The sequence below is a fragment of the Paenibacillus medicaginis genome (genome assembly GCF_042138635.1).
Taxonomy (GTDB): domain Bacteria; phylum Bacillota; class Bacilli; order Paenibacillales; family Paenibacillaceae; genus Paenibacillus; species Paenibacillus medicaginis.
Map to the genome: position 1 here is coordinate 1 of NZ_JBHIRY010000050.1, position 20025 is coordinate 20025.

Consider the following 20025-nt stretch of genomic DNA (forward strand, 5'->3'; position numbering starts at 1 on the left):
AATTCTACACGAAGGGCTGGAATTCCTTACATGTACGAAATTTTTTTGCAGGAGGTGGGGGGGACCTAAGTAGTAACCTTTAGCGAGCCTAAAGTATATTTTCGGTTCCCGGTTTTCTGTTTTTCCTTACCTGATCCAACGGGATAATCGTGCAAGGCTCCTGAAAAGCGAGTATCACATGTCTTGCCACGATCGGCTGGCAGCTTGACTGTCCAGCACTAGATGAGGATTCGAATTCCTCAGAACCCAGCAGCTACAAAGGTTAAAGTGGATTGGGTCTCCTCTTCATATCACGCTGTGGAACCATGCCAGTGCATCCTGATAATAAGGCTCATCCTTATAACATTCCACGAAAGTCTCCACCACGTCTGTCGTGTATTCAGGTGCAAAATGACGGAGATTCCATTCATACTGCGGCATTACGTAAGCGTGCAGGAGCCAATGCTTATCGCGTTTGAACGCTTCCTCACTCAGACCCCTGCCGACAAAATGCCCCAGAATGTTCAGATAGTTCCGGATAAAGACCTCACCCATGGTGTGTTCTCTTGGCTCGTTGGACGGACCGGCGAACATGACGGAATTGAAAATGGCAAACTTCGGATTGGTACTGCACAGAAGGTTGAGTACAAAATAAAACTGACTCAGCGAGGTTCCGTTAAAACGCGTCTTGTCTTCAACCTTATGCCAATCCGCCCGCCGCAGAATCAAAGATGGAAGGTAGGTGGCGATAAAGCTGATCTGTCCCAGGTACGATTCTGCGCCCTCTCCGCGAATGACATTGCCGTCTCCATTCAGCACATTAATATAGATAAGTCCGCAATCGGCGTTTCGGCGGGTGAGTGACAGCAGCGGCCAGATGCTGTTTTCCACAAAATAATTATCGTCTCCCTGCAGCTTGATGTATAACCCGCGCGCCTCATCCAGCACCTTTAATATATTGCGGTCCGCCCCCAGGTTCTCATCATTGCGGGAATAACGCAAATTGGAGTACTTCTCCATATACCGCCGGACGACCTCAGGCGTCTCATCGGGCGATGCATTATCAGACACATTCACTTCGATCAGTGGAGTATCCCCAATCTGTGAAAATATCGACTGCAGGCATTGATCCAGACAGGCAGCCCGGTTATAGGTAGGAATGCAGATCGACAAGAAAGGCTGGCTTTGGCGCTGCTCCAGCAGCATTTCAGCCTCCTCCCTGCTAGCGACGGCAACCCAGTCGCCCGGATGCGGCATGTAAATCCGGGTGATTCTGGCCGGATTGCCGGACGCCTCACAGTAATCGGGAATATCCTGCAGCACCACACTGTTCGAACGGATGATGCAGCCTCTGCCGATACACAAGCTGCCTTCCACTACCACGCCGCTGTCGATGAGTGTGTCTGCGCCAATGGTCAGTTCACCCGCCCGGCGGTCTTCATATCGCATGAGAAACGGATCATCCCGCAACTGAGCCGGAATTTTATCCGTGATATACACGTTAGGACCAATCATGACGTTGCACTCCAGCTTGACGGAACGGGAAGCGTCCATGACCAGGCCGGAACTGATTGTACATCCGTCCCCCATCGAAAGCAGCGGCGGAGAAGCCTCGTTGTGATCCGAACCGACTCGTGCAGTCAACCAATAAGGAGCCTGCACCGAAACTTGACGGCCCATTGTTATATGCTCCGCCCCGTCCACCACACCGCCGGGCTGTACTTGCGTGCCTTCCCCAACCGCCTTGAATGCCGGCGGAGGACTCATTGCAGCCTCCTCTTTCTCTGCATCCTTTGAGACCGGAGGGCTTGAATGCTTCACTTCCAGCTGCAAGCCTGCAAGCTCGTAAAAATTCCGTTCCACGTTCTTGGTCACAAAGTCTTCAACCGTGTCCACAAATGTGACCGCTCCGTTACAGCGCCGGTTGTCGAGGTACTGGGGAATCCCGGCTTTTCTCAACCCATCGCTGAAAATCACATAATCATAGCGGCCGCTTTCATCGTCATAGCGCACATATCGTAAAAATTCGTTGCGGATGAAGTACGTGCAATGAATAACATCCACTTGAACCAATCCCTTGAGCGTCCCATAAAGGATTTCATAGTCCTGGCTGGACGGTTTCATATAACCGCTCTCATCGGCCTGATGATGAAAGTTGGCGTAGTGGCTTTGCGGTGTCTCAGCCACTTTTAATAAGGGTCCGATCACCGGCATTTTCGTATTCAGCAACCGTTCAATCGTATCCGGCGCAATGAAATTGTCGCAATCCGCCACAAAATAGTGAGTGCCCCGCTCCATCGCCCACTGTACGGATTCTTGCCGGATCCTGCCCAACACTTTAAGCTTGAGAGGATTCCACTCACGGGGTCCGTAATTCTGTACAGACTCTTCCACATCACGATCGTCGAAATAGACTTCATGATAGGCATCTTTCACCCGATCGAGCCATGTTTTCAACATCTCTGTGGTGCCATCGTTATTGTTATTGGTCCGGATATAGAGATTTATTTGAGAGGAGGGATACGTTTGCTGTTCAATCATATCCAAATACAAAGGCAAAACATGCGCTTTGTCCTTAGCCAATATGGCTACAGTTACGAATTCCTGAGACATGTAGCAATCTCTCCTTATTTTAGGTACGATTCCCGCTTATCCTACGCTGTGGAACCATGCCAGCACTTCTTGATAATAAGGCTCATCCTGATAATATTCCGTGAAAATCTCCTCGAAGCCAGCCGTGAATTCCGGGGCAAAACGGCGGCGATTCGACGGATACGACGGCATCAGAAAGCTTCGCAGCGTCCGCTCTTTATCACGTTTGATGCCTTCCTCGGTTAATCCTTTACCAGAAAAAAATCTTAATATATCCATATAATTTCTGACAAAGACCTCGCCCATGTTATATCCCTTCGGTTCATTGCCCGCATAGGTGAACATGCAAGAGTTCATTATAGCAAATTTCGGGTTGACCCCGGACAATACAGCGAATTGAAAATAGAACTGGGTCAGTGAGGAGCCGATGAAGCGTGTTTTGTCTTCAACCTGATGCCAGTCCGCCTGCCGCAGAATGATCGAAGTCATGAAGGTGGCGTTGTAGCTGAGGTGTGCCAGGAAGGAGTCTGCTCCCTCACCACGGATCACGTTACCGTCTCCATTCAGGACATTAATAAAAATGAGTCCGCAATCAGAGTTCTGCTGGATGACAGACAATAACGGCCAAAGGGTATTCTCTACAAAAAAATCATCGTCTCCCTGCAGCTTGGTGAATGCTCCACGTGCTTCATTCGTGACCTTCAAAATATTGCGGTCTGCCCCCAGGTTCTCATCATTGCGGGAATAACGCAAATTGGAGTACGTCTCCATATACCGCCGGACGACCTCGGGCGTCTCATCGGTCGAGGCGTTATCGGACACATCCACTTCGATTAGCGGAGTATCCCCGATCTGCGAGAAAATCGACTGCAGACATTGGTTCAGACAGGCAGCCCGGTTATAGGTAGGAATGCAGATCGACAAGAAGGGTTGGCCCCGGCGCTGCTCCAGCAGCATTTCAGCCTCCTCCCGGCTAGCAACGGCAACCCATTCCCCTGGATGTGGCATGTAAATCCGGGTGATCCTGGCCGGGTTGCCGGACACTTCACAATAATCGGGAATATCCTGAACCACCACACTGTTCGGACGGATGAGGCAGCCTCTGCCGATACGCAGACTGCCTTCCACAACCACGCCGCTGTCGATGAGTGTGTCCGCGCCAATGGCCAGCTCGCCTGCCGGGCGGTTTTCATATCCTATGAAAAGCGAATCATTCTCCCATTGAAACGGAAATTTATCCGTGATATACACATTGGGGCCAATCATGACTCCACATTCCAGCTTGACGGAATGGGAAGCGTCTATGACCAGGCCGGAACTGGTTTTACACCTGTCCCCGATCGAGAGCAGCGGCGGAGAAGTCTCATTCCAGTCCGCGCCGGTCCGTGCAGTCAACCGATAAGGAGCCTGCACAGAGATCTGACGGCCAAGCGTTATCCTTTCCGCGCCTTCCACAACTCCGCCGGGTGCCAGTTGAGTGCCTTCCCCAACCCCCTTGAATGTTGGCAAACTCATCGCTTTCGCCTCTCCTTTACATCGCTTGGGCCCTGAGGGCGCGGATTTCTTGCAGAACCTGTTCGTAATATGGCTGATGATTGTAGCATGCCGTATAATAAGCTTCAAAGTCGGTAAAATCGGCATCCATTTTATTCTGAGCAAACATTCTGTATATTGGTAGGATACTATTAAGCAACTGTCTGCTCATCTCCGCATCAATGTCAGCCCTGTCTAATCCGCTCCCCTCGAACTGGCTCAAGGCCTCCTCATAGTTGCGGATACCTACCATTCCAATGTTATAACCTTCCGGTGAGGTGCCAGCGTACCAATATAGATTGAGGTTCAAGATACAAAATTTAGGATTCTGGGTCAGCATTCCGTACTGCCAATAGATCTGGCTCAGTGAGGTATATGCCCAGTGATCACGGTTCTCCAGGGACATCCAGTCCTTACGGCGCATTGAGGTCTGGACCATGGCAATCGTATGAGTGGACGCAGCCGCCAAATAAGCTTTCATGCCATCTCCGACCGTAACTTTTCCATCCGTGCCAGCGGGGTGCGTATGTATCAGGCTGCAGTCGGGATGGTTATGCAAGGTGGAGAGCAGCAATCGCAGCGTTCCAGGCAGAAAATAATCATCATCTCCGTGGAGCTTAAGAAAGGTTCCCCGCGCCATCTGTGCCACCTGTACAATGTTCCGGTCAGCGCCGATATTGCCTGGATTGCGGACGTAACGCATATTAGGGTATTGTTCCATGAAACGGGCCGCCACCTCGTGCGTTCCGTCGGGAGAGCAGTTATCTGATACAATCACCTCCACCAGATCGGTCGCTCCAATCTGGCTGAAGATGGAGTTCAGGCAGGCCTGCAAATGCCCTTCCCGGTTATAGGTGGGAAGACAGATCGACAGGAGGGGCTGATTCTTGCGCCGGGCAAGCGCTGCCTCCGCTTCCTGTGGGGTGTCCACATCCTCCCATGAGCATGTGGCTGGATCATAGACAGCGGTCACAACCGCCGGATTACCGGCTACTCTGCATGCCTCAGGCACATCCGAGACGACGACGCTGCCCGGCTGGATGACTGACCATCTGCCAATGTGAATGCTGCCGGATACCGTGGCCCGCGCTCCGATGCGCACGCGTTCTCCAATCCGCAGCAGGCTCTGAGCGGAAGGGACCGGCTTCCCTGGCACAGGAATCTGTAACACTTCGTCAAGAGAGGCCGCATCACACAGCGAGACATAGGGGCCGATCTCGATATCATCCGCCATTTCCATGCGATTTGAAATGGAAATGACCAGCCCCGGTCCACTGCGGCATCCATTTCCGATCCTGATTCTGTCCTCGTGCTCCGGTTGTGTGAGTGGAGCTAACATATCAACGCCTCCGTGTACAAATTATGTTATTTTATACATCCCATTCCCTGTAAGCCTGCAAACTCGTAAAAATTTGGCTCAACGTTCTTCTCCACGAAGTCTTGTGCTGTGTCCACAAACGTTAGCGCCCCGTAAACCCGCCGATTGTCGATATACTGGGGAATCCCGGCTTTTCTCAACCCGTCACTGAAGATCACATATTCGAAGCGATAAGTACCATCATCGTATTGTGCATATTGCAGAAATTCCTTGCGGATTACATAAGTGCAATGAATGACATCCACCTGAATCAGACCCTTGACCGTCCTGAACAGAATTTCATGGTACTGGGTGGACGGTTTTAAATAACCGTTCTCATCGGTCAGATGGTGATAATTGGAGTAGAGGGCTTCCGGTGACTCAGCTATCCTTAATAACGGCCCGATCACCGGCATTCCGGTACTCAGCAAGGTTTCAATGGTATCTGGTGCAATGAAATTGTCGCTGTCTGCCACAAAATAGTGGGTGCCTCGATCCATCGCCCACTGTACAGATTCTTGTCGGATCCTTCCCAACGCTTTAAGCTTGAGTATGTTCCAGTCGTGGGGAGCATAGTCCTGTACCGGCTCCTCGATATCGCTGTCGTCGAAGTACACTTCATGATAAGCGTCCTTCACCCGATCCACCCAGTTTCTCAGAACCTCCGCAGTGTGATCGTTGTTGTTGTTCGTCCGGATATAGAGCTTAATTCGGGAGGAGGGGTACGTTTGCTGTTCAATCATGTTCAAATACAAAGGTAAAGTGTGCGCCTTATCCTTGGCCAGTATAGCTACGGTTAACAAGTCCTGGGACATTCGCTATTCTCTCCTTAGTTTAAGATGGGATTAACCGGTTGATAATGCCTTAAGTGTCGTTATCACCCCTAATATATGCCCAGAATGAGGAGATGGTTCCCTGTATTTGAAAATGCCATACAGAAGGAGATAACGTGGATTAGTGGTGAGGAATCCCGGTTGAACCCATTCATTTTGTCCCTTTTAGGTAAAGGAAAGGGTCGTTACTCGGAAGGTACGCCTTATGTTGCGTACCAGTATCAGCCTGATGAAGCCGAACTTATTGGGATTGAAGCTAATCAGGAAGAAAGGATTTTCATACATTTTGTTCAACAACAACTTGAACTATCCCCCTATTTTCTATTCTATTGTGCAGGCTGGGGCGAAGAAGATATTATAGAAAGTAAGGCATTAAAGAAATTATCCAAGTATTTCAAAAAGATTTGTTTCCTTTCAACACCCAACCCTTTTCTGTCACAGATGATGATCATATACAACTAAATGGAGTCTTTACCTCTGATCCGTATAACGCCACCATGCCAAGGTACCGACGAATCCGGCAGCTCCGGCCACGCAAAGAATGATATAGCTCATCATGTTCAATATCTCGGCTGCGGTTCCCCCGGAACTGAAATGCAGCGTTTGCAGTGCCGGAATGGCCCATGGAACATAGGGGCCGGCCGGGCTTGGCCCAAGAATTAACGCCAATACTAATGTCAGGAAAACAAACCCGATCGGAGCCAGCCACCCGCGTGACCAACATGCTATAAAAGCGGCAAGTGTGCACAGCAGCATATTGAAAACAGCAGTCAAGGCGAACACGCCAAAGGCTTGCCAAATCATGTCCGCTGATAGTCCGGGCAGTCCCACAATCATTCCCAAGCCAAGCACATAAACAAATAAGATCACTGTGATCAACACACAGCTCATGAGGACCGCTGCATATTTCGCCAGCACAATGTTCAGGCGCGACACAGGCAACGCAAGCAGATCCTTTAGCGTGCGATCCGCATATTCACGGCCGAATAACCAGCTTGTCAGAAAGCCAAAGCCGATGGAGCCCAAAATCGTAAACCGATAGACTGCACCGCTCAGATAGGAATGCCAATCCGGTTGTCCTGCTTCTTGGGAAACGACGGCCATGACGAACAGAAGCGTTAACCAAGGGACCGAAGAACGGCGTAATTTGTAAATTTCGACCCTGAAAGCAGCAATGAAATAGTTCACTTCGCATCTCCTCCAATCATCCCGACACTTCTCAAAAAGTAAGACTCCAGACTTTCTTCTTCAACCTTCAGCAGCGATGGCGGAAGATCGGCATGCACTAACAGCTGCGCAATCTGTTCCGGATGCCGGATGGCATGTTCGCTTGTGACTTCAAGCCATCCATTTTCGGACAAATGAACGGTATATCCTTCATCCGCGAGCTTTGCTCTTGCCGCTTCTTTTTGCCCGGTTTCTACTAACAGGTGTCTGTGGAATGCCTGATTCAGCTCGCTTGCGCTTAATTCCTGAATCAAGCGGCCTTGATGGATAATGCCGATCCGGGACACCATCTTGGACATCTCCTCCAGAATGTGACTGGATATAAAGATGGTGACACCATGATTGCGGGCCAGATCCTGCAGCAATTGACGGACCTGAAAAATACCGGCTGGATCCAAACCATTGGTAGGTTCGTCCAGAATCAGAATATCCGGATTATGAATCAGCGCTTTCGCCAAGCCGAGTTTCTGCGCATTTCCCAGGGACAGGTCTTTTGCCTTCGTATGCTCATAGTAAGTCAGCTTCAGTTTCGCAAGGACTTCATCAATGGATTTCGTACTGGAAAGCTGCCGCAGATGGCAGATGATCTCCAGGTTCTCCCGCACGGTGAATGAGGGATAGGCATAGGGCGTCTCCACAAGATATCCCACACGTTGCCATAAAGCAGGATCGCCAGCATCCACCCGTTTGCCGTTCAGCAGGACATCTCCAGACGTAGGACGGATCATGCCGAGCAGAAGCCGAATGATCGTCGTTTTCCCTGCGCCGTTGAGCCCCAGAAAGCCGTAGATTTCGCCTTTTTTGACGGAAAGGGAAATGCTGTCAAGCACCTTCCGGTCTCCATATTGTTTAATCAAATTGCGGGTTTGAATCATGATTTCTGACATCGATCAGCACTCCTTTTTTTATGGAATCTCTCCTCGGAGTTATCGTATAACAAGTGAGTAAACTGAATTTAAATCAGAAATCCCAAAATTTTCATATTCGACACTCCTGCATGATTGACACTCTACATGGACCGCAACTCTACATGACCGGCACTTATATGGCATCTAATTTGGCAAAGTGACCGTAAATGTTGTGCCCGTACCCGGGGTGCTGCGGACATGGATATCGCCACCATGCAAATCTACAATTTTTTTGGTAATAGACAGACCGAGCCCGCTGCCTTGATTCGAACGGTCTCTTGATTTATCCGCTTTATGGAAACGCTCGAAAATACGCTTCTGCTCTTCCTCTGAAACGCCTATTCCCGTATCCGCTATTTGAACCTCGATGGTTTCACCATGCTGACGCAATTCAACCCGTATCCTGCCGCCCTCGGGTGTGAATTTGACGCTGTTATGAATCAAATTAATCCACACCTGACTCATCCTGTCTTCATCCAGCGTACAGATTACTTCGTCCAGGAAAGCCTCCACACCGATTTTTTTTCCTCTCCATTGCGGTTCGCAGGCCAGAATCAAGTCCCTGAGCTGCTTATCCAGACGATAAGGCCGAGGCTGCAAGTTCATATTCTCCGATTCCAGAACAGCAAGCTGGAGCAGGCTGTCGCTTAGCTTGGACAGACGCGCGCTTTCGCTTTCGATAATGCCTAAATAGAGCTTTTTCTCCTCGGTACTTAATAGATCATTGCTCTGCAGGACTTGGGCAAACCCGCGGATGGACGCAAGAGGAGACTGGATTTCGTGAGATACATTGGAGATGAACTCCTGCCTCATACTCTCCATCTGCTCTAAATCCGCAGCCATGTTATTCACGCTCTTCACCAATTCGCCAAACGATTCGTGTTCATTGAATGGTTCCTTCAGTCTGGCTTTGTAGTCGCCTTTGGCGATTTTATCCAATACGTGGATGACGGTGTTAAATGAATCGAAATATTTTGTGATGTTTCCGTATTTCAGGTAGTACCTCACCAGCAATAAGAGGGCGATCAAAATCAGCCAAGTGAGGCTGTGACCATAAATAGATTCTTCTGCCGGATCATGCCCTGTTGTAAAAAAAATGATGCGTGTAAACAGTCCGGCCAGCGCGCCGCAGCCAATGATAATGGCAAAAATGACGATGAACAAAACGAACCCTCGAAATATCCTATCTCTGCGCGAGAGCCCCTTTTTCACGAATGAACCTCCAGACAATAGCCAAGCCCCCGCACGGTTCTGATGGCAAAAGAGTGATTCGTTTCCGGAAAACGTTGACGCAACCGGTTGATATGCACATCCAGCGTCCGTTCATTTCCTTCAAACTCGTATCCCCATATGTCCGTAATGAGCTGTTCCCGTGAAAATGTTTTATTCGGATGACTGGCCAATTTGAACAAAAGCTCGAATTCCTTGAGTGGCAGAAAAATGATGGCTTTACCCACTGTAACTTCATAGTTTTTACGATTTATGAACAATTCACCGATTTGCATCGTTTGGGACGATACAATTTGATAACGCCTCAACAATGCCTTGACCCGCATCACCAATTCCAGCGGCTCGACAGGTTTAACCAGATAATCATCGGTGCCCAATTGGAATCCCTTCACTTTCTGAGAGATTTCCCCTTTAGCCGTGAGCATCAGCACCGGGAGGTCATAGTGAGTCCGCAGTTCCCGGCACAGCTGCCAGCCATCCATATTCGGCATCATCACATCAAGTATGACCAGGTCAACTTTTACGGACTCCAGCAGGGACAAAGCTTCTATTCCATCGGAGGCTTCATACAGGTCACAGCCTTCGTTGCCCAGAACAGCTTTCACCAACTTGCGAAAGTGAGGATCATCATCGACGACCAATATTTTATTCATGATGGCTTGCAGCTCCTTTCTGTAATTGTTATTAAAGTACATTTTGTATGTTATTTCGAATGGATTATACACCTCAAGTGAATAAAGTACAAGTTGTACGCTAAATTGTGGTATTCTTTATTAAAAGAGATCAATCGGGAGGAAATACTGATGGCCATGGAACGAAGAAGAGGAGAAAAACTGGAAGTGGCAATTCTGGAAGCAGCATATGAAATTCTTTCAACAACAGGATATGAGCATATGACCTTTCAAAACGTTGCAAAACAGGCGAAAACAAGCAGAACCGTCATCTACGGGCGTTATCATAACCAGGCTGATCTCCTGTATGCGTTGGTGCAATACAGATACAGGCAGGCGCTCGGCGGAAAAATGATTGATTTGGTGCATGGAAAAGGGAGCCTGAGAGAGGACTTATTAGCTGTTTTAGAGCTGTATCAGCAATTTCTGGAGGCTGTCGGTCCGGAAATTATGAGCGCTATTTTGTTTGAGCTGAGCCAGAAAAATGAGCAGTTCCAGCAGCTCTCCGTCCGGGGGCGTGAAAGTAATATCGAGGTGATGAAGAAATTAGAGGAGTTTGCCAGACAACGTGGAGAAATCAAGCATAAATTTTCGGTTATGCAAATGAGCTTGCCGTTTGATATTTTGCGCTTTGAGAATATGGTGCGTGGCGGGAACGTATCGAAGGAGTATTTGAGTCAGTTGGTTGATGAGGTGTTGATGCCAATTTATATGAAAGAATGATATTTGACAATTGGCGTATGTGTATATCCTCGAAGGTGGTATGATAACGAAGAACAGCGAGATTGATATAACGTCTTGCGTTTGAAGCTTGCCGGGTGAGCTCGTATACGAGTTCTGCGCAGCTTGCACACGAATCAGGAGGGAATTTATGAATATGACGATAGCAGGACCCGACGGTCATCCTCGCTGCCGCTGGTGTGGTACCATGCCGGAGATGCTGCATTATCACGATACCGAATGGGGATTTCCGGTCAGCGACGATCACCGGTTGTTCGAGAAGCTAAGCCTGGAGGGCTTTCAATCCGGCTTGAGCTGGCGCACGATCCTTGTGAAACGTGAGAATTTCCGTGCAGCGTTCCATGATTTTGATTTTGACCGGATCGCGTGTTATACAGAGCGCGACATCGACCGTCTGCTTGGCGATGAAGGCATCGTCCGTCATCGCGGCAAGATCGAGGCGGTGGTTAACAATGCGCGGAGAGCACAGGAGCTTGTCCAGCGGGAAGGCTCGCTGGCTAACTTTATCTGGCGGTACGAGCCTGACCGGAGCCAACTGGCCAAGCCGCAGTCCGTATCCACTTCGGCGCAATCGATCGCGCTGTCGAAGGAGCTCAAAAAGCAGGGCTGGAAATTCGTTGGACCGACTACAGTGTACGCCTTCATGCAAGCAATGGGGTTGATCAACGATCATGCCGATGATTGCAGTATTCGGGAAGAGGTTGAGCGTGTGCGCCAACAGTTTCGGCGTCCCACGCATTCCATGTCGGATTTTTAAAGGAATTGGGCGGATTTTTAAACAGACAAGCGTAGCGGAGCATTTCTATAATGGATATGTAAGACTATTCCAATTACAGGCGAAGGGAGGAACATTTGTTTTCCAGATCCTTGAAAGCGCTTTATTAACTCTTTTTAAGGAGGGAATATCCATGCAAGGGAAGAAAAGAGGACTCCACTTCATATCCGCTATGCTTATATTGGCACTGTTGGCTCCGGCGCAGGTCGGATTGGCTTCAGGCTCAGTTACGATGCTCGAGGATCAGGCTGATCCAGCCGATACAGCGCAGAATACGGTCACCGACTCGGTGTATGGACCGGGGATCGGAATCCATGCGGCACCATCAGCGTCCCCCGCAAGACAAATGGAGCAACTGGACCGCGCTCTTGTCGCCATCGCTACCGATGACGGCGTGTTTGTCAGTTGGCGTTTGCTCGGCACAGACCCTGACCACGTCTCGTTTCATCTGTACCGGGACGGGGAGCAGGTAACGGAAAGCCCGATCACGGACAGCACGAATGTCCTGGACCCGGAAGGCACAGCCGGCTCAACCTACACGCTGCAGGCGCTCGGTGCTGGCAATGAGGAGCGGCTGACCGGTCCGGTCAGCGTCTGGGAGACAAATTATCTTACGGTGCCTATTCAAAAACCGGCAGGCGGGGAAACACCCTCCGGAGCTTATACGTACCGGGCGAATGACGCATCTGTCGGCGATCTGGACGGTGACGGCCAGTACGACATCGTCCTGAAATGGGACCCGACCAACTCGAAGGATAATTCGCAATCAGGTTATACGGGCAATACTTTCATTGACGCCTACAACATGGACGGTACACGCCTGTGGCGTATCGACTTGGGCAAAAATATCCGTTCCGGCGCGCATTATACGCAAATGATGGTGTATGATCTGGATGGCGACGGTAAGGCTGAGGTTGCGGTCAAAACGGCGGATGGCACCATCGACGGCATGGGCAAAGTCATCGGGGACGTGGCTGCCGACTACCGAAATGGAAGCGGATACATTTTGTCTGGCCCCGAATATTTTACGATCTTTGACGGGGAGACCGGGGCAGCGCTCGTCACCGAAGATTACGATCCGCCGCGGGGCAAGGTGAGCGATTGGGGTGACAGTTACGGCAACCGTGTGGACCGATTTGGTGCTGTGATCGCTTATTTGGACGGGGAGCGTCCAAGCCTTGTCTTCCAACGCGGGTATTACACACGAATGGTCCTGGCTGCTTATAACTGGCGTGATGGAGAACTGACCAAGCTGTGGACTTTTGATACGAAATCACCGGAGAACGCGTCATATTCTGGGCAGGGCAACCATCAACTGAGCGTGGCGGATGTTGACGGTGACGGCAAGGATGAGATCGTGACAGGACCTGCCGCGATTGACGACAACGGAACAGGATTATGGAACTCCGGTCTCGGTCACGGCGATGCCATGCACCTGGGCGACCTGGACCCGGACCGCCCCGGTCTGGAGCTGTTTGCCGTGCAGGAGAACAAGTCTGCTCCATACTCCAATAACTTGAAGGACGCCCGCACCGGCAGCGTGTTGTGGGGGCTGCCGCAGCTCAGTAAGGATGTCGGGCGCGGGCTCGCGGCGGATATTGACCCGCGCTACAAGGGTGCGGAAGCCTGGTCGGTCGGCGGTGGCTGGGACAGTCCGAACGGTTTTCTGTTCAATGCGAAAGGGGAGCAGATTGCCAGCAGCATTCCGTCCGTCAACTTCGCCATCTGGTGGGATGGCGACCTGAGCAGGGAGCTGCTTGACCACCGGTGGCTTGGTGATCCGCAACGTGTCGGCATTCCGAAGATCGATAAATGGAATTACGAAACGAACCGGCTGGATAACCTGCTGACGATGGACGGCACGTATTCGAACAACGATACGAAAGGCACCCCGTCGCTGCAGGCCGATCTGTTCGGCGATTGGCGCGAGGAGGTGATCGTGCGCACGGAGGACAGCACCGCGCTAAGAATTTACGCGACCACGGATTTAACAGATTACCGGATTCATACGTTAATGCATGATCCGGTATACCGGCTTGCGATGGCATGGCAGAACACGGGCTACAACCAGCCCCCACATACGGGCTTCTACCTGGGAACAGATATGGACATGCCGCCGCGCCCGAATATCTACCTGGCTGGCGAGTAATCTTAACATAGATTTGCATGACGGCTTTCGGCGCTTCCGGAAGCCGTTTCTTCTTTAAGGCGCCTGCTGCCAATATTGATTCTATCGACTTTTCAGCACCAAAAATTCGATGTCATTCTTGGGCATGAAATGACAGACTTTGGCTAGCTATGACACCTAACACGTGATAGAATATACTAAACTTCAGAATTTTGTATAGTAACCTTAACCAAAGCATATACTTTTTATCAAAGTATAATGTGGAGGTGTTGGAAAGTTGAAAGAGCATAAGGAGGATGAGGAAATGCCAGTAACTGAGATCAAACCAATTCGACCTACCAAAACAGTATTTAAGAATGAGCAAGCTGCCCAGAAATTTGAGAACTATGCTTCCCAAGTAAAAAAAACTGAAAGCGTAGGAATGAATCGCATGAGAGAAATGATGCAAAACTTTAAGGAGAAAAGGAAGTAGAATAAATGTTGGAATACAGAAAGCTTCGAGAAGACGATACAGCGCTTCTTGAGCAGTTTGAATGCGATGATGAGATATCGGTAAGATCTTTTCTGGTTGAGCAGGCAATAAAATTTCAAAAACTAAATTTAACGAATACCCGACTTTACTTCAACGAACAAGGAGATTTTGTCGGGTATTTTTCTCTTTACAATGATATGATGCAGATTGGAAAGTCTAAAAGAAGAAAGCATAAGCTATCTTCGCTCCCATCATATAAATATTATCCAGCAGTTAAGCTTCACTATTTAGGAGTTGATTTAAGACACCGTAAAAAAGGGTACGGTGAATATTTGTTGTTGGCTGCATTAAATCTAATTATAAAAACAAATAGACACTTTTCATCTGCATTTAGACCCGACTATTGCTGAGTCTGCGGCTGTTTATTCCGTTTGCCGGATTGCTTAAGCGTATTTACTCCCAAAAGCAGCAGCGGGAAAACCAGGCTGAGCGTGATATTCCAACTGACCCAAAACGGCGGAATGGTCTTGATGTAAAAAATAATGTCCGGAGATACAAGCTGGGTTAATCCGAAGGCGAGCAGACCGGCAGGCAGAATCAGCATGCGATAGTTGCTAAGACGGAAAAGCTGGGCTGTTCCGAGCGTGAAACCGTAAAAATATAATATGGCTTTGAAATAAGTGGAGATAAACCAGGCGAAGCCCATCAAGGCCTCAATCCGCTGCAGAAATTCTCCGATGTTAATCTTCTGGGCAAGGATGTAGGCAACAAAGAAATGCTGCTCCGTGGAATACACCCCAAGCACCGTAATGGACAGCAGCACAATCAGGTTAAGTCCGAGGGCAGCGAGAAGAACGCCGATTAGAATATCCCGGTTGGTATGCGGCTGGGAACGTGCGAAAGGAAAGATCATGAGCACAATCAGCACCTCTCCGAAAGGGTAAAACACGCCGAATTTTACAGCCTCAGCCATGGTGATCAAGGGAGTGTCCATCACGGGCTGCAGCCGGTCCCATTGTACTTGTGGCAGCAGCAGAACAAACAGGCTCACCAGAAAAAAGGCAAACAGCGGAAGAAAAACTTCCGCAGATCTCCCAATAACCTCCAGACCCAGATACAAACCGCAGACGATCAGAAGCAGCACCATAATACGAACTACACTCCCCGGAGTCCGCTCATAGATCTGTGTGCCTGTAAAATCTTCGATTTCCCTGATATAGATACAGCCTGCAAATAAAAAATACTGCAGATACAATAAAGCGACAGCCCCTCCGGCCCATTTGCCCAAAATGCGTTGTGCGCTTTCCACCAATGTCGATTCAGGGTGGAGACGGCACAGCTTGAGCAGCAGCCAGATCAAGGCTACGCCCAGCGGTATACTTGCAGCAGCAGCAATCCAGGCATCCTGTCTGGCAATAGAGCACATAATCTCCGGGTATACAAGCGACATATCCCCCACGAGTGTAAGCAATACGAGAATCGTCAGCTGCCGTGTGTTTATCCTCCATTTTTCCGGCATCCTTTATACCTCCGCTGCAATTAATGAGTCATTGAAACCATGAGCTGAGCCAATGGTTAATAGGGCCGTACACCCATATCAGAAAATATAACGGGCTGGGGATTCGCTTCTGCGGTGCCGCCAGCAGTACAATTACAATGCCCGCTGTCAGCATGGCGCTATAAACAATCCAGTCCCTTTTCTTCCGGGACCGGATCAGCAAAGGCATATCCAGCAGGAAGAGACACGCCGACACCGCGAGGGTGATGATCCAATTTTTCACGATCCTTACTCCTTCACATCGCGGATGATGGAGTTCCCCGTAATTCCTACTCTGTTGATCAGAACATTCGCGGCGTAATGCACTTCGATGTTCTTCAGATAAGCAGTGGAGGGCCCCTTTCTCAGCTCGCGCCATGCCTTCGGATCAGCTTTGTAGATCAGATTCCCGAAACCGAGCGCGTCCGCACGGTATGTATCGATCAAGCTTTCTTCAGACGCTTCCATTAATCGCACCACCCGTCTCTCACATTCCTTCTCTAATTCGGCAAGTGCTGCAGGCGTAGTGATATCCATGCCGCTTTGTACATCCTCTATGTTGGCAATCATTGAAACCTGAAGGTAAATATGCGGTATGCCGTTCATCATCCTGGCCTTGCGCTTCGTATTTGTGGATAACGCCTCTACCACGATTTTTTTGCCGTCATCCCCGAGAACAGGCCCCGAATTGGACAGCGCCCGATCTGTCGCATAACTGAAGCCGATGCTCTCCAGTCTGTTCAGCCAGCCGACAAGCCGATCCTTACGGAACACTGCTATGTTGTCAAAACGCAGTTTCGTCCCTGGCCGGGTATCCTGGATATTTTTTATATTGCCCCCGCTGGACTTTCCGACGATTTCTACTCCTGCCAATACCGGCTGCAGCCCTTCCGTTACCATACTGTCCATGAGTTCATCCATTTTGACCGTAATCGTAGCGGCTGTAAGTTTATTGGATATATTAACCGAGTTGAACAGACTGTTGGCGGGGATTTTTTCAAGCGGTGTCAGCACGCTCAGCACCTCGGAGGCTTTGGCGTTTTTGGCGACCATCACATAGTAATCCGTCCGCATTTCCCGGCTGCGCTTCAGGGCGTCAAGCGTTTCCGCTATTCCGGAGCGTGCAAGCTCTTCGCCGAGCACCAGAACCCGGACATGGCCGACATAGCCTTCCCGTGGGCTGACTAATGTAAAATTCCGCCATGCTTCGTATAGGGTTGAACCCTGGCAGGTATACAAGGTTACCGTTGTTCCGCCGCCCCCGCCTTTCGCTTCGATATCAGACGGGATGACGGCCTGCATGGATACCTGGTATCCGTTCTTCGCTTTATCAATCCCCATTCCAAGCACAAACGCTATTTGGTTAAGTTCCCGTCTCTCCCAGCAGCCGGATAACAAGGGCAGGATGGACAGGACAACAAGCACGCCGAGGATACGCTCTCTGAGTCTGTCCTTCATGATTCCGAAGCTCCTTTTCGGCCCTATCGCCGCTTCAAAGTTTTGGGCTGGTTCTCCTTGGGATATGTCCGCATCGATTTCCAGGGTAAGCGAAACAGGCTGTCCTTAATATCGTTAGGCACAAACGGACCAAATGGACTCATGAACGGCATGCCGAACGAACGCAGCGAGGTTAGATGCAGGACCAGCAAAATAAGACCGAACAGAATCCCGTACAGGCCGATAAACGCCGCCAGGCCCATAAAAATAAACCGGAGCATTCTCGCGCTAATCGACATCCCTACTTCAGGAATGACAAAGCTTGCAATCGCGGTAATGGAGACGATAATTACCTTCGCGGAAGAAATAAAGCCTGCTTCCACGGCAGCCTGTCCAATCACGAGCGTGCCCACAATGGAGACCGCCTGGCCGATATTTTTCGGAATACGCACGCCTGCTTCACGCAGAATTTCGTAGGTAACCTCCATAAACAACGCTTCTACAAATGCCGGAAAGGGAACCCGCTCCCGCTGTGCAGCCAGAGTGATGACCAGCGTCGTCGGAATCATCTCCTGATGGTAGGTGGTAAGGGCGATATAAACGGCCGGTGCCAGCATCACAATAATGAAAGCCAGGAACCGGATTAAACGCAAAAGGGTTGCGATATCCGCCCGCTGATAATAATCCTCTGCCGATTGGAAGAAAGTGATAAAGAATGCCGGCACCAGCAATACAAAAGGAGTTCCATCCACAAGAATGGCTACCTTGCCTTCGAGAATGCCTGAAGATATTGTATCCGGGCGGTCGCTGTCATACATCGTGGGGAACGGTGTTAGCGTTGTGTCCTGAATAAACTCTTCAATATAACCGCTCTCAAGGATGCTGTCCGTGTGAATACGGTTTAGTCGCTGGCGCACCTCTTCCACCACTTCCGCGTTCGCCAGATGCTGCAGATACATGATGGTCACATTGGTTTTGGTGGTGCGGCCGATTTCAAAGTTCTCCATCCACAGCCGGCTGTCTTTGATCCGGCGGCGGATCAACGATGTATTGGTCCGCAGATTCTCCGTAAAGCCTTCCATGGGACCCCTGACGACCGCCTGCGAGTTGGGCTGGCCGATCGCTCTTTCTTCCCAGCCCGGAGCTGCGATACGAATGAATCTTGCGCTCCCTTCCAGCAGGAAAATGGCGCTGCCGGAAAGCAAGCTTTTCAGTAGGCTGCCGGGATCGAAATCGATGTTCACATCAGCGGCTGCAAGCACATGCTTCAACAGGTAATCCAACTGCTCATCTGGGGATTGACATTGGAGCACCTCGGCCGGTACTTTTCCTACCAGTGCTCCAAGAACAGCCTGATGAAGTACCTGCATGTCTACCAATCCGTCGACATACAGCAGGGCCGCGCTTGTATGCTCTGCCAGATCGAGATGGCGGACGACCAGATCCGGGCTGCAACCCAGCGAGCTGCGGATACCAAGGATATTTTGTGCCAGCGAGTCCGTAAGCTCCTTGAACTCGGTAGTTCTACAGTCAGATGGTCTCATGTCAGCCTCCTGGCAGGTGGAATTGTTGGTATATTGCCCCAAATTCCGGTAAATATGCAGGTGAAGGATTCTGATCATGGCAGATGGCACGGTTTCGGTATGGCAGTCCAGATGACTCCCATACATACAAATGACAGGTCCAGTTTGGACCTGTCATTCTTGTCGCTTTATGTCTTCAACCACCATTCAGTACATCAGTTACACCTTTAGGAACAGGCGGTATGTATTAATCTATGTCTTTGTATACTGTTCCACTGTAGGTTACTCTGACATAATTACTGTATTGGACTATGTTCGTTCTCTGCAGCGTACCTCCCCAGCGTCCAGCTGAACCATTGTCTTCTGTATACACCATCGAAGCGGGGATACTTTCATTTAAGCCAAAATCCCGATATACCGATACATATTTTTGCTGATTCATCGTTGTAAAGCTGCTGTCTGAAGAAGTTTCCACCTTAGTAACATCGTTCTGCGTAAAGTGGGGAATCGGTGGAGCTGGAGGCTCTGTAATCTTAATGTTGGGAGATTCAAGTGCCGACTCGGCTGTTTCTCCTACAACAAAGTATTCTGCGGTTTGCGACGATGACTGGAGATCTGATTCATCAGATGCCCAGGCTACCCCACCTGATACAGAAAGCACAAGCAAGGATACGGCTAGTAGGCTCTTGGATGTTTTAATAGCATGTTCGTGTAGAAACTTCATAAAACACCGCCTTATATTATTATGTACTACAATTCGAATTGTAGACCATAGTTCATAGGAAGACAAGCTTTTTTTACTTTTTTTTTGGGTCTGAATATACTGAAATTTCACAAATTTGTGTCATAAAGGTGCATGTATTACAGCTATTTCATTCAGCAATCAACCAATTTTTTACGATAAATGCTCGGTCCGCACCCAAGCCAAAACAAAGAAGTCCAAGAGAGAAGATTTCTACTCCTTCCTCAGACTTCTTATTTCCTCTATCTTCCGATACATGGAATATTCATAACCGCGCATGGACACACGCGACTTTAGCCGTGTGAGGAATTGCGCTCGGCATAAGGGCTACCATGGGTAG

General features: G+C 49.7%; 19 protein-coding genes. 6 read left to right on the top strand and 13 right to left on the bottom strand.

Annotation, left to right across the window (positions count from 1 at the left end):
- Positions 1-285: 285 nt before the first annotated feature.
- The 4 genes from ACE5LO_RS26460 to ACE5LO_RS26475 are packed head-to-tail and all read right to left on the bottom strand — an operon-like array spanning position 286 to position 6276.
- Positions 286-2592, bottom strand: coding sequence for a glycosyltransferase family 2 protein (locus ACE5LO_RS26460; protein ID WP_375522908.1), 2307 nt, complete (start codon positions 2590-2592; stop codon positions 286-288).
- Positions 2593-2628: 36 nt separating this feature from the next.
- Entirely contained in the window at positions 2629-4086 is a 1458-nt protein-coding gene (locus ACE5LO_RS26465; RefSeq protein ID WP_375522909.1) for a glycosyltransferase, read from the bottom strand.
- Positions 4087-4102: 16 nt separating this feature from the next.
- Complete coding sequence (locus ACE5LO_RS26470) at positions 4103-5443, bottom strand: glycosyltransferase (RefSeq protein ID WP_375522910.1); 1341 nt, start codon at positions 5441-5443, stop codon at positions 4103-4105.
- A gap of 26 nt (positions 5444-5469) precedes the next feature.
- Positions 5470-6276 carry a glycosyltransferase family 2 protein gene (locus ACE5LO_RS26475; protein WP_375522911.1) on the bottom strand — a complete coding sequence of 269 codons (807 nt, stop codon included), beginning with the start codon at positions 6274-6276 and terminating at the stop codon, positions 5470-5472.
- Positions 6277-6435: 159 nt separating this feature from the next.
- On the opposite strand from ACE5LO_RS26475, the gene ACE5LO_RS26480 reads away from it, so the two are divergent.
- The gene (locus ACE5LO_RS26480; RefSeq protein ID WP_375522912.1) at positions 6436-6756 is read left to right on the top strand and encodes a hypothetical protein; all 321 of its coding nucleotides are present in this window, start codon (positions 6436-6438) and stop codon (positions 6754-6756) included.
- 9 nt (positions 6757-6765) lie between these two features.
- Here ACE5LO_RS26480 and ACE5LO_RS26485 read toward each other — a convergent pair whose 3' ends face one another.
- The 4 genes from ACE5LO_RS26485 to ACE5LO_RS26500 form a co-directional block, all read right to left on the bottom strand.
- A complete protein-coding gene (locus ACE5LO_RS26485) occupies positions 6766-7482 on the bottom strand; it encodes an ABC transporter permease (RefSeq protein WP_375522913.1) in 717 nt (238 codons plus the stop codon).
- Positions 7479-8408, bottom strand: coding sequence for an ABC transporter ATP-binding protein (locus ACE5LO_RS26490; RefSeq protein ID WP_375522914.1), 930 nt, complete (start codon positions 8406-8408; stop codon positions 7479-7481). The genes ACE5LO_RS26485 and ACE5LO_RS26490 overlap by 4 nt, the downstream gene beginning before the upstream one ends.
- A gap of 165 nt (positions 8409-8573) precedes the next feature.
- Positions 8574-9641 (bottom strand): HAMP domain-containing sensor histidine kinase, encoded by a 1068-nt coding sequence (locus ACE5LO_RS26495; RefSeq protein ID WP_375522915.1) that lies wholly within the window; start codon positions 9639-9641, stop codon positions 8574-8576.
- Positions 9638-10312 (bottom strand): response regulator transcription factor, encoded by a 675-nt coding sequence (locus tag ACE5LO_RS26500; protein ID WP_375522916.1) that lies wholly within the window; start codon positions 10310-10312, stop codon positions 9638-9640. The genes ACE5LO_RS26495 and ACE5LO_RS26500 overlap by 4 nt, the downstream gene beginning before the upstream one ends.
- Positions 10313-10462: 150 nt before the next feature.
- On the opposite strand from ACE5LO_RS26500, the gene ACE5LO_RS26505 reads away from it, so the two are divergent.
- The 5 genes from ACE5LO_RS26505 (at position 10463) to ACE5LO_RS26525 (ending at position 14856) form a co-directional block, all read left to right on the top strand.
- Positions 10463-11053, top strand: coding sequence for a TetR/AcrR family transcriptional regulator (locus tag ACE5LO_RS26505; RefSeq protein WP_375522917.1), 591 nt, complete (start codon positions 10463-10465; stop codon positions 11051-11053).
- A gap of 148 nt (positions 11054-11201) precedes the next feature.
- Positions 11202-11828 (top strand): DNA-3-methyladenine glycosylase I, encoded by a 627-nt coding sequence (locus ACE5LO_RS26510; protein WP_375522918.1) that lies wholly within the window; start codon positions 11202-11204, stop codon positions 11826-11828.
- Between the two features lie 364 nt (positions 11829-12192).
- A complete protein-coding gene (locus ACE5LO_RS26515; RefSeq protein ID WP_375522926.1) occupies positions 12193-13995 on the top strand; it encodes a rhamnogalacturonan lyase in 1803 nt (600 codons plus the stop codon).
- Between the two features lie 256 nt (positions 13996-14251).
- On the top strand, positions 14252-14446 hold the full coding sequence (locus ACE5LO_RS26520; protein WP_375522919.1) for a hypothetical protein: 195 nt from the start codon (positions 14252-14254) through the stop codon (positions 14444-14446).
- A 5-nt stretch (positions 14447-14451) separates the two neighbouring features.
- Positions 14452-14856: a hypothetical protein gene (locus ACE5LO_RS26525; RefSeq protein WP_375522920.1), complete on the top strand. Its 405-nt coding sequence runs from the start codon at positions 14452-14454 to the stop codon at positions 14854-14856.
- Here the strand turns inward: ACE5LO_RS26525 and ACE5LO_RS26530 are convergent.
- The 5 genes from ACE5LO_RS26530 to ACE5LO_RS26550 all read right to left on the bottom strand — a co-directional run bounded on the left by ACE5LO_RS26530 (position 14847) and on the right by ACE5LO_RS26550 (position 19667).
- Positions 14847-15965, bottom strand: coding sequence for a GerAB/ArcD/ProY family transporter (locus ACE5LO_RS26530; protein ID WP_375522921.1), 1119 nt, complete (start codon positions 15963-15965; stop codon positions 14847-14849). The genes ACE5LO_RS26525 and ACE5LO_RS26530 overlap by 10 nt on opposite strands.
- A gap of 28 nt (positions 15966-15993) precedes the next feature.
- On the bottom strand, positions 15994-16227 hold the full coding sequence (locus ACE5LO_RS26535; RefSeq protein WP_375522922.1) for a hypothetical protein: 234 nt from the start codon (positions 16225-16227) through the stop codon (positions 15994-15996).
- A gap of 5 nt (positions 16228-16232) precedes the next feature.
- Entirely contained in the window at positions 16233-17441 is a 1209-nt protein-coding gene (locus ACE5LO_RS26540; protein ID WP_375522923.1) for a Ger(x)C family spore germination protein, read from the bottom strand.
- 23 nt (positions 17442-17464) lie between these two features.
- On the bottom strand, positions 17465-18964 hold the full coding sequence (locus tag ACE5LO_RS26545; RefSeq protein WP_375522924.1) for a spore germination protein: 1500 nt from the start codon (positions 18962-18964) through the stop codon (positions 17465-17467).
- A gap of 226 nt (positions 18965-19190) precedes the next feature.
- Complete coding sequence (locus tag ACE5LO_RS26550; RefSeq protein WP_375522925.1) at positions 19191-19667, bottom strand: hypothetical protein; 477 nt, start codon at positions 19665-19667, stop codon at positions 19191-19193.
- Positions 19668-20025: the final 358 nt, after the last annotated feature.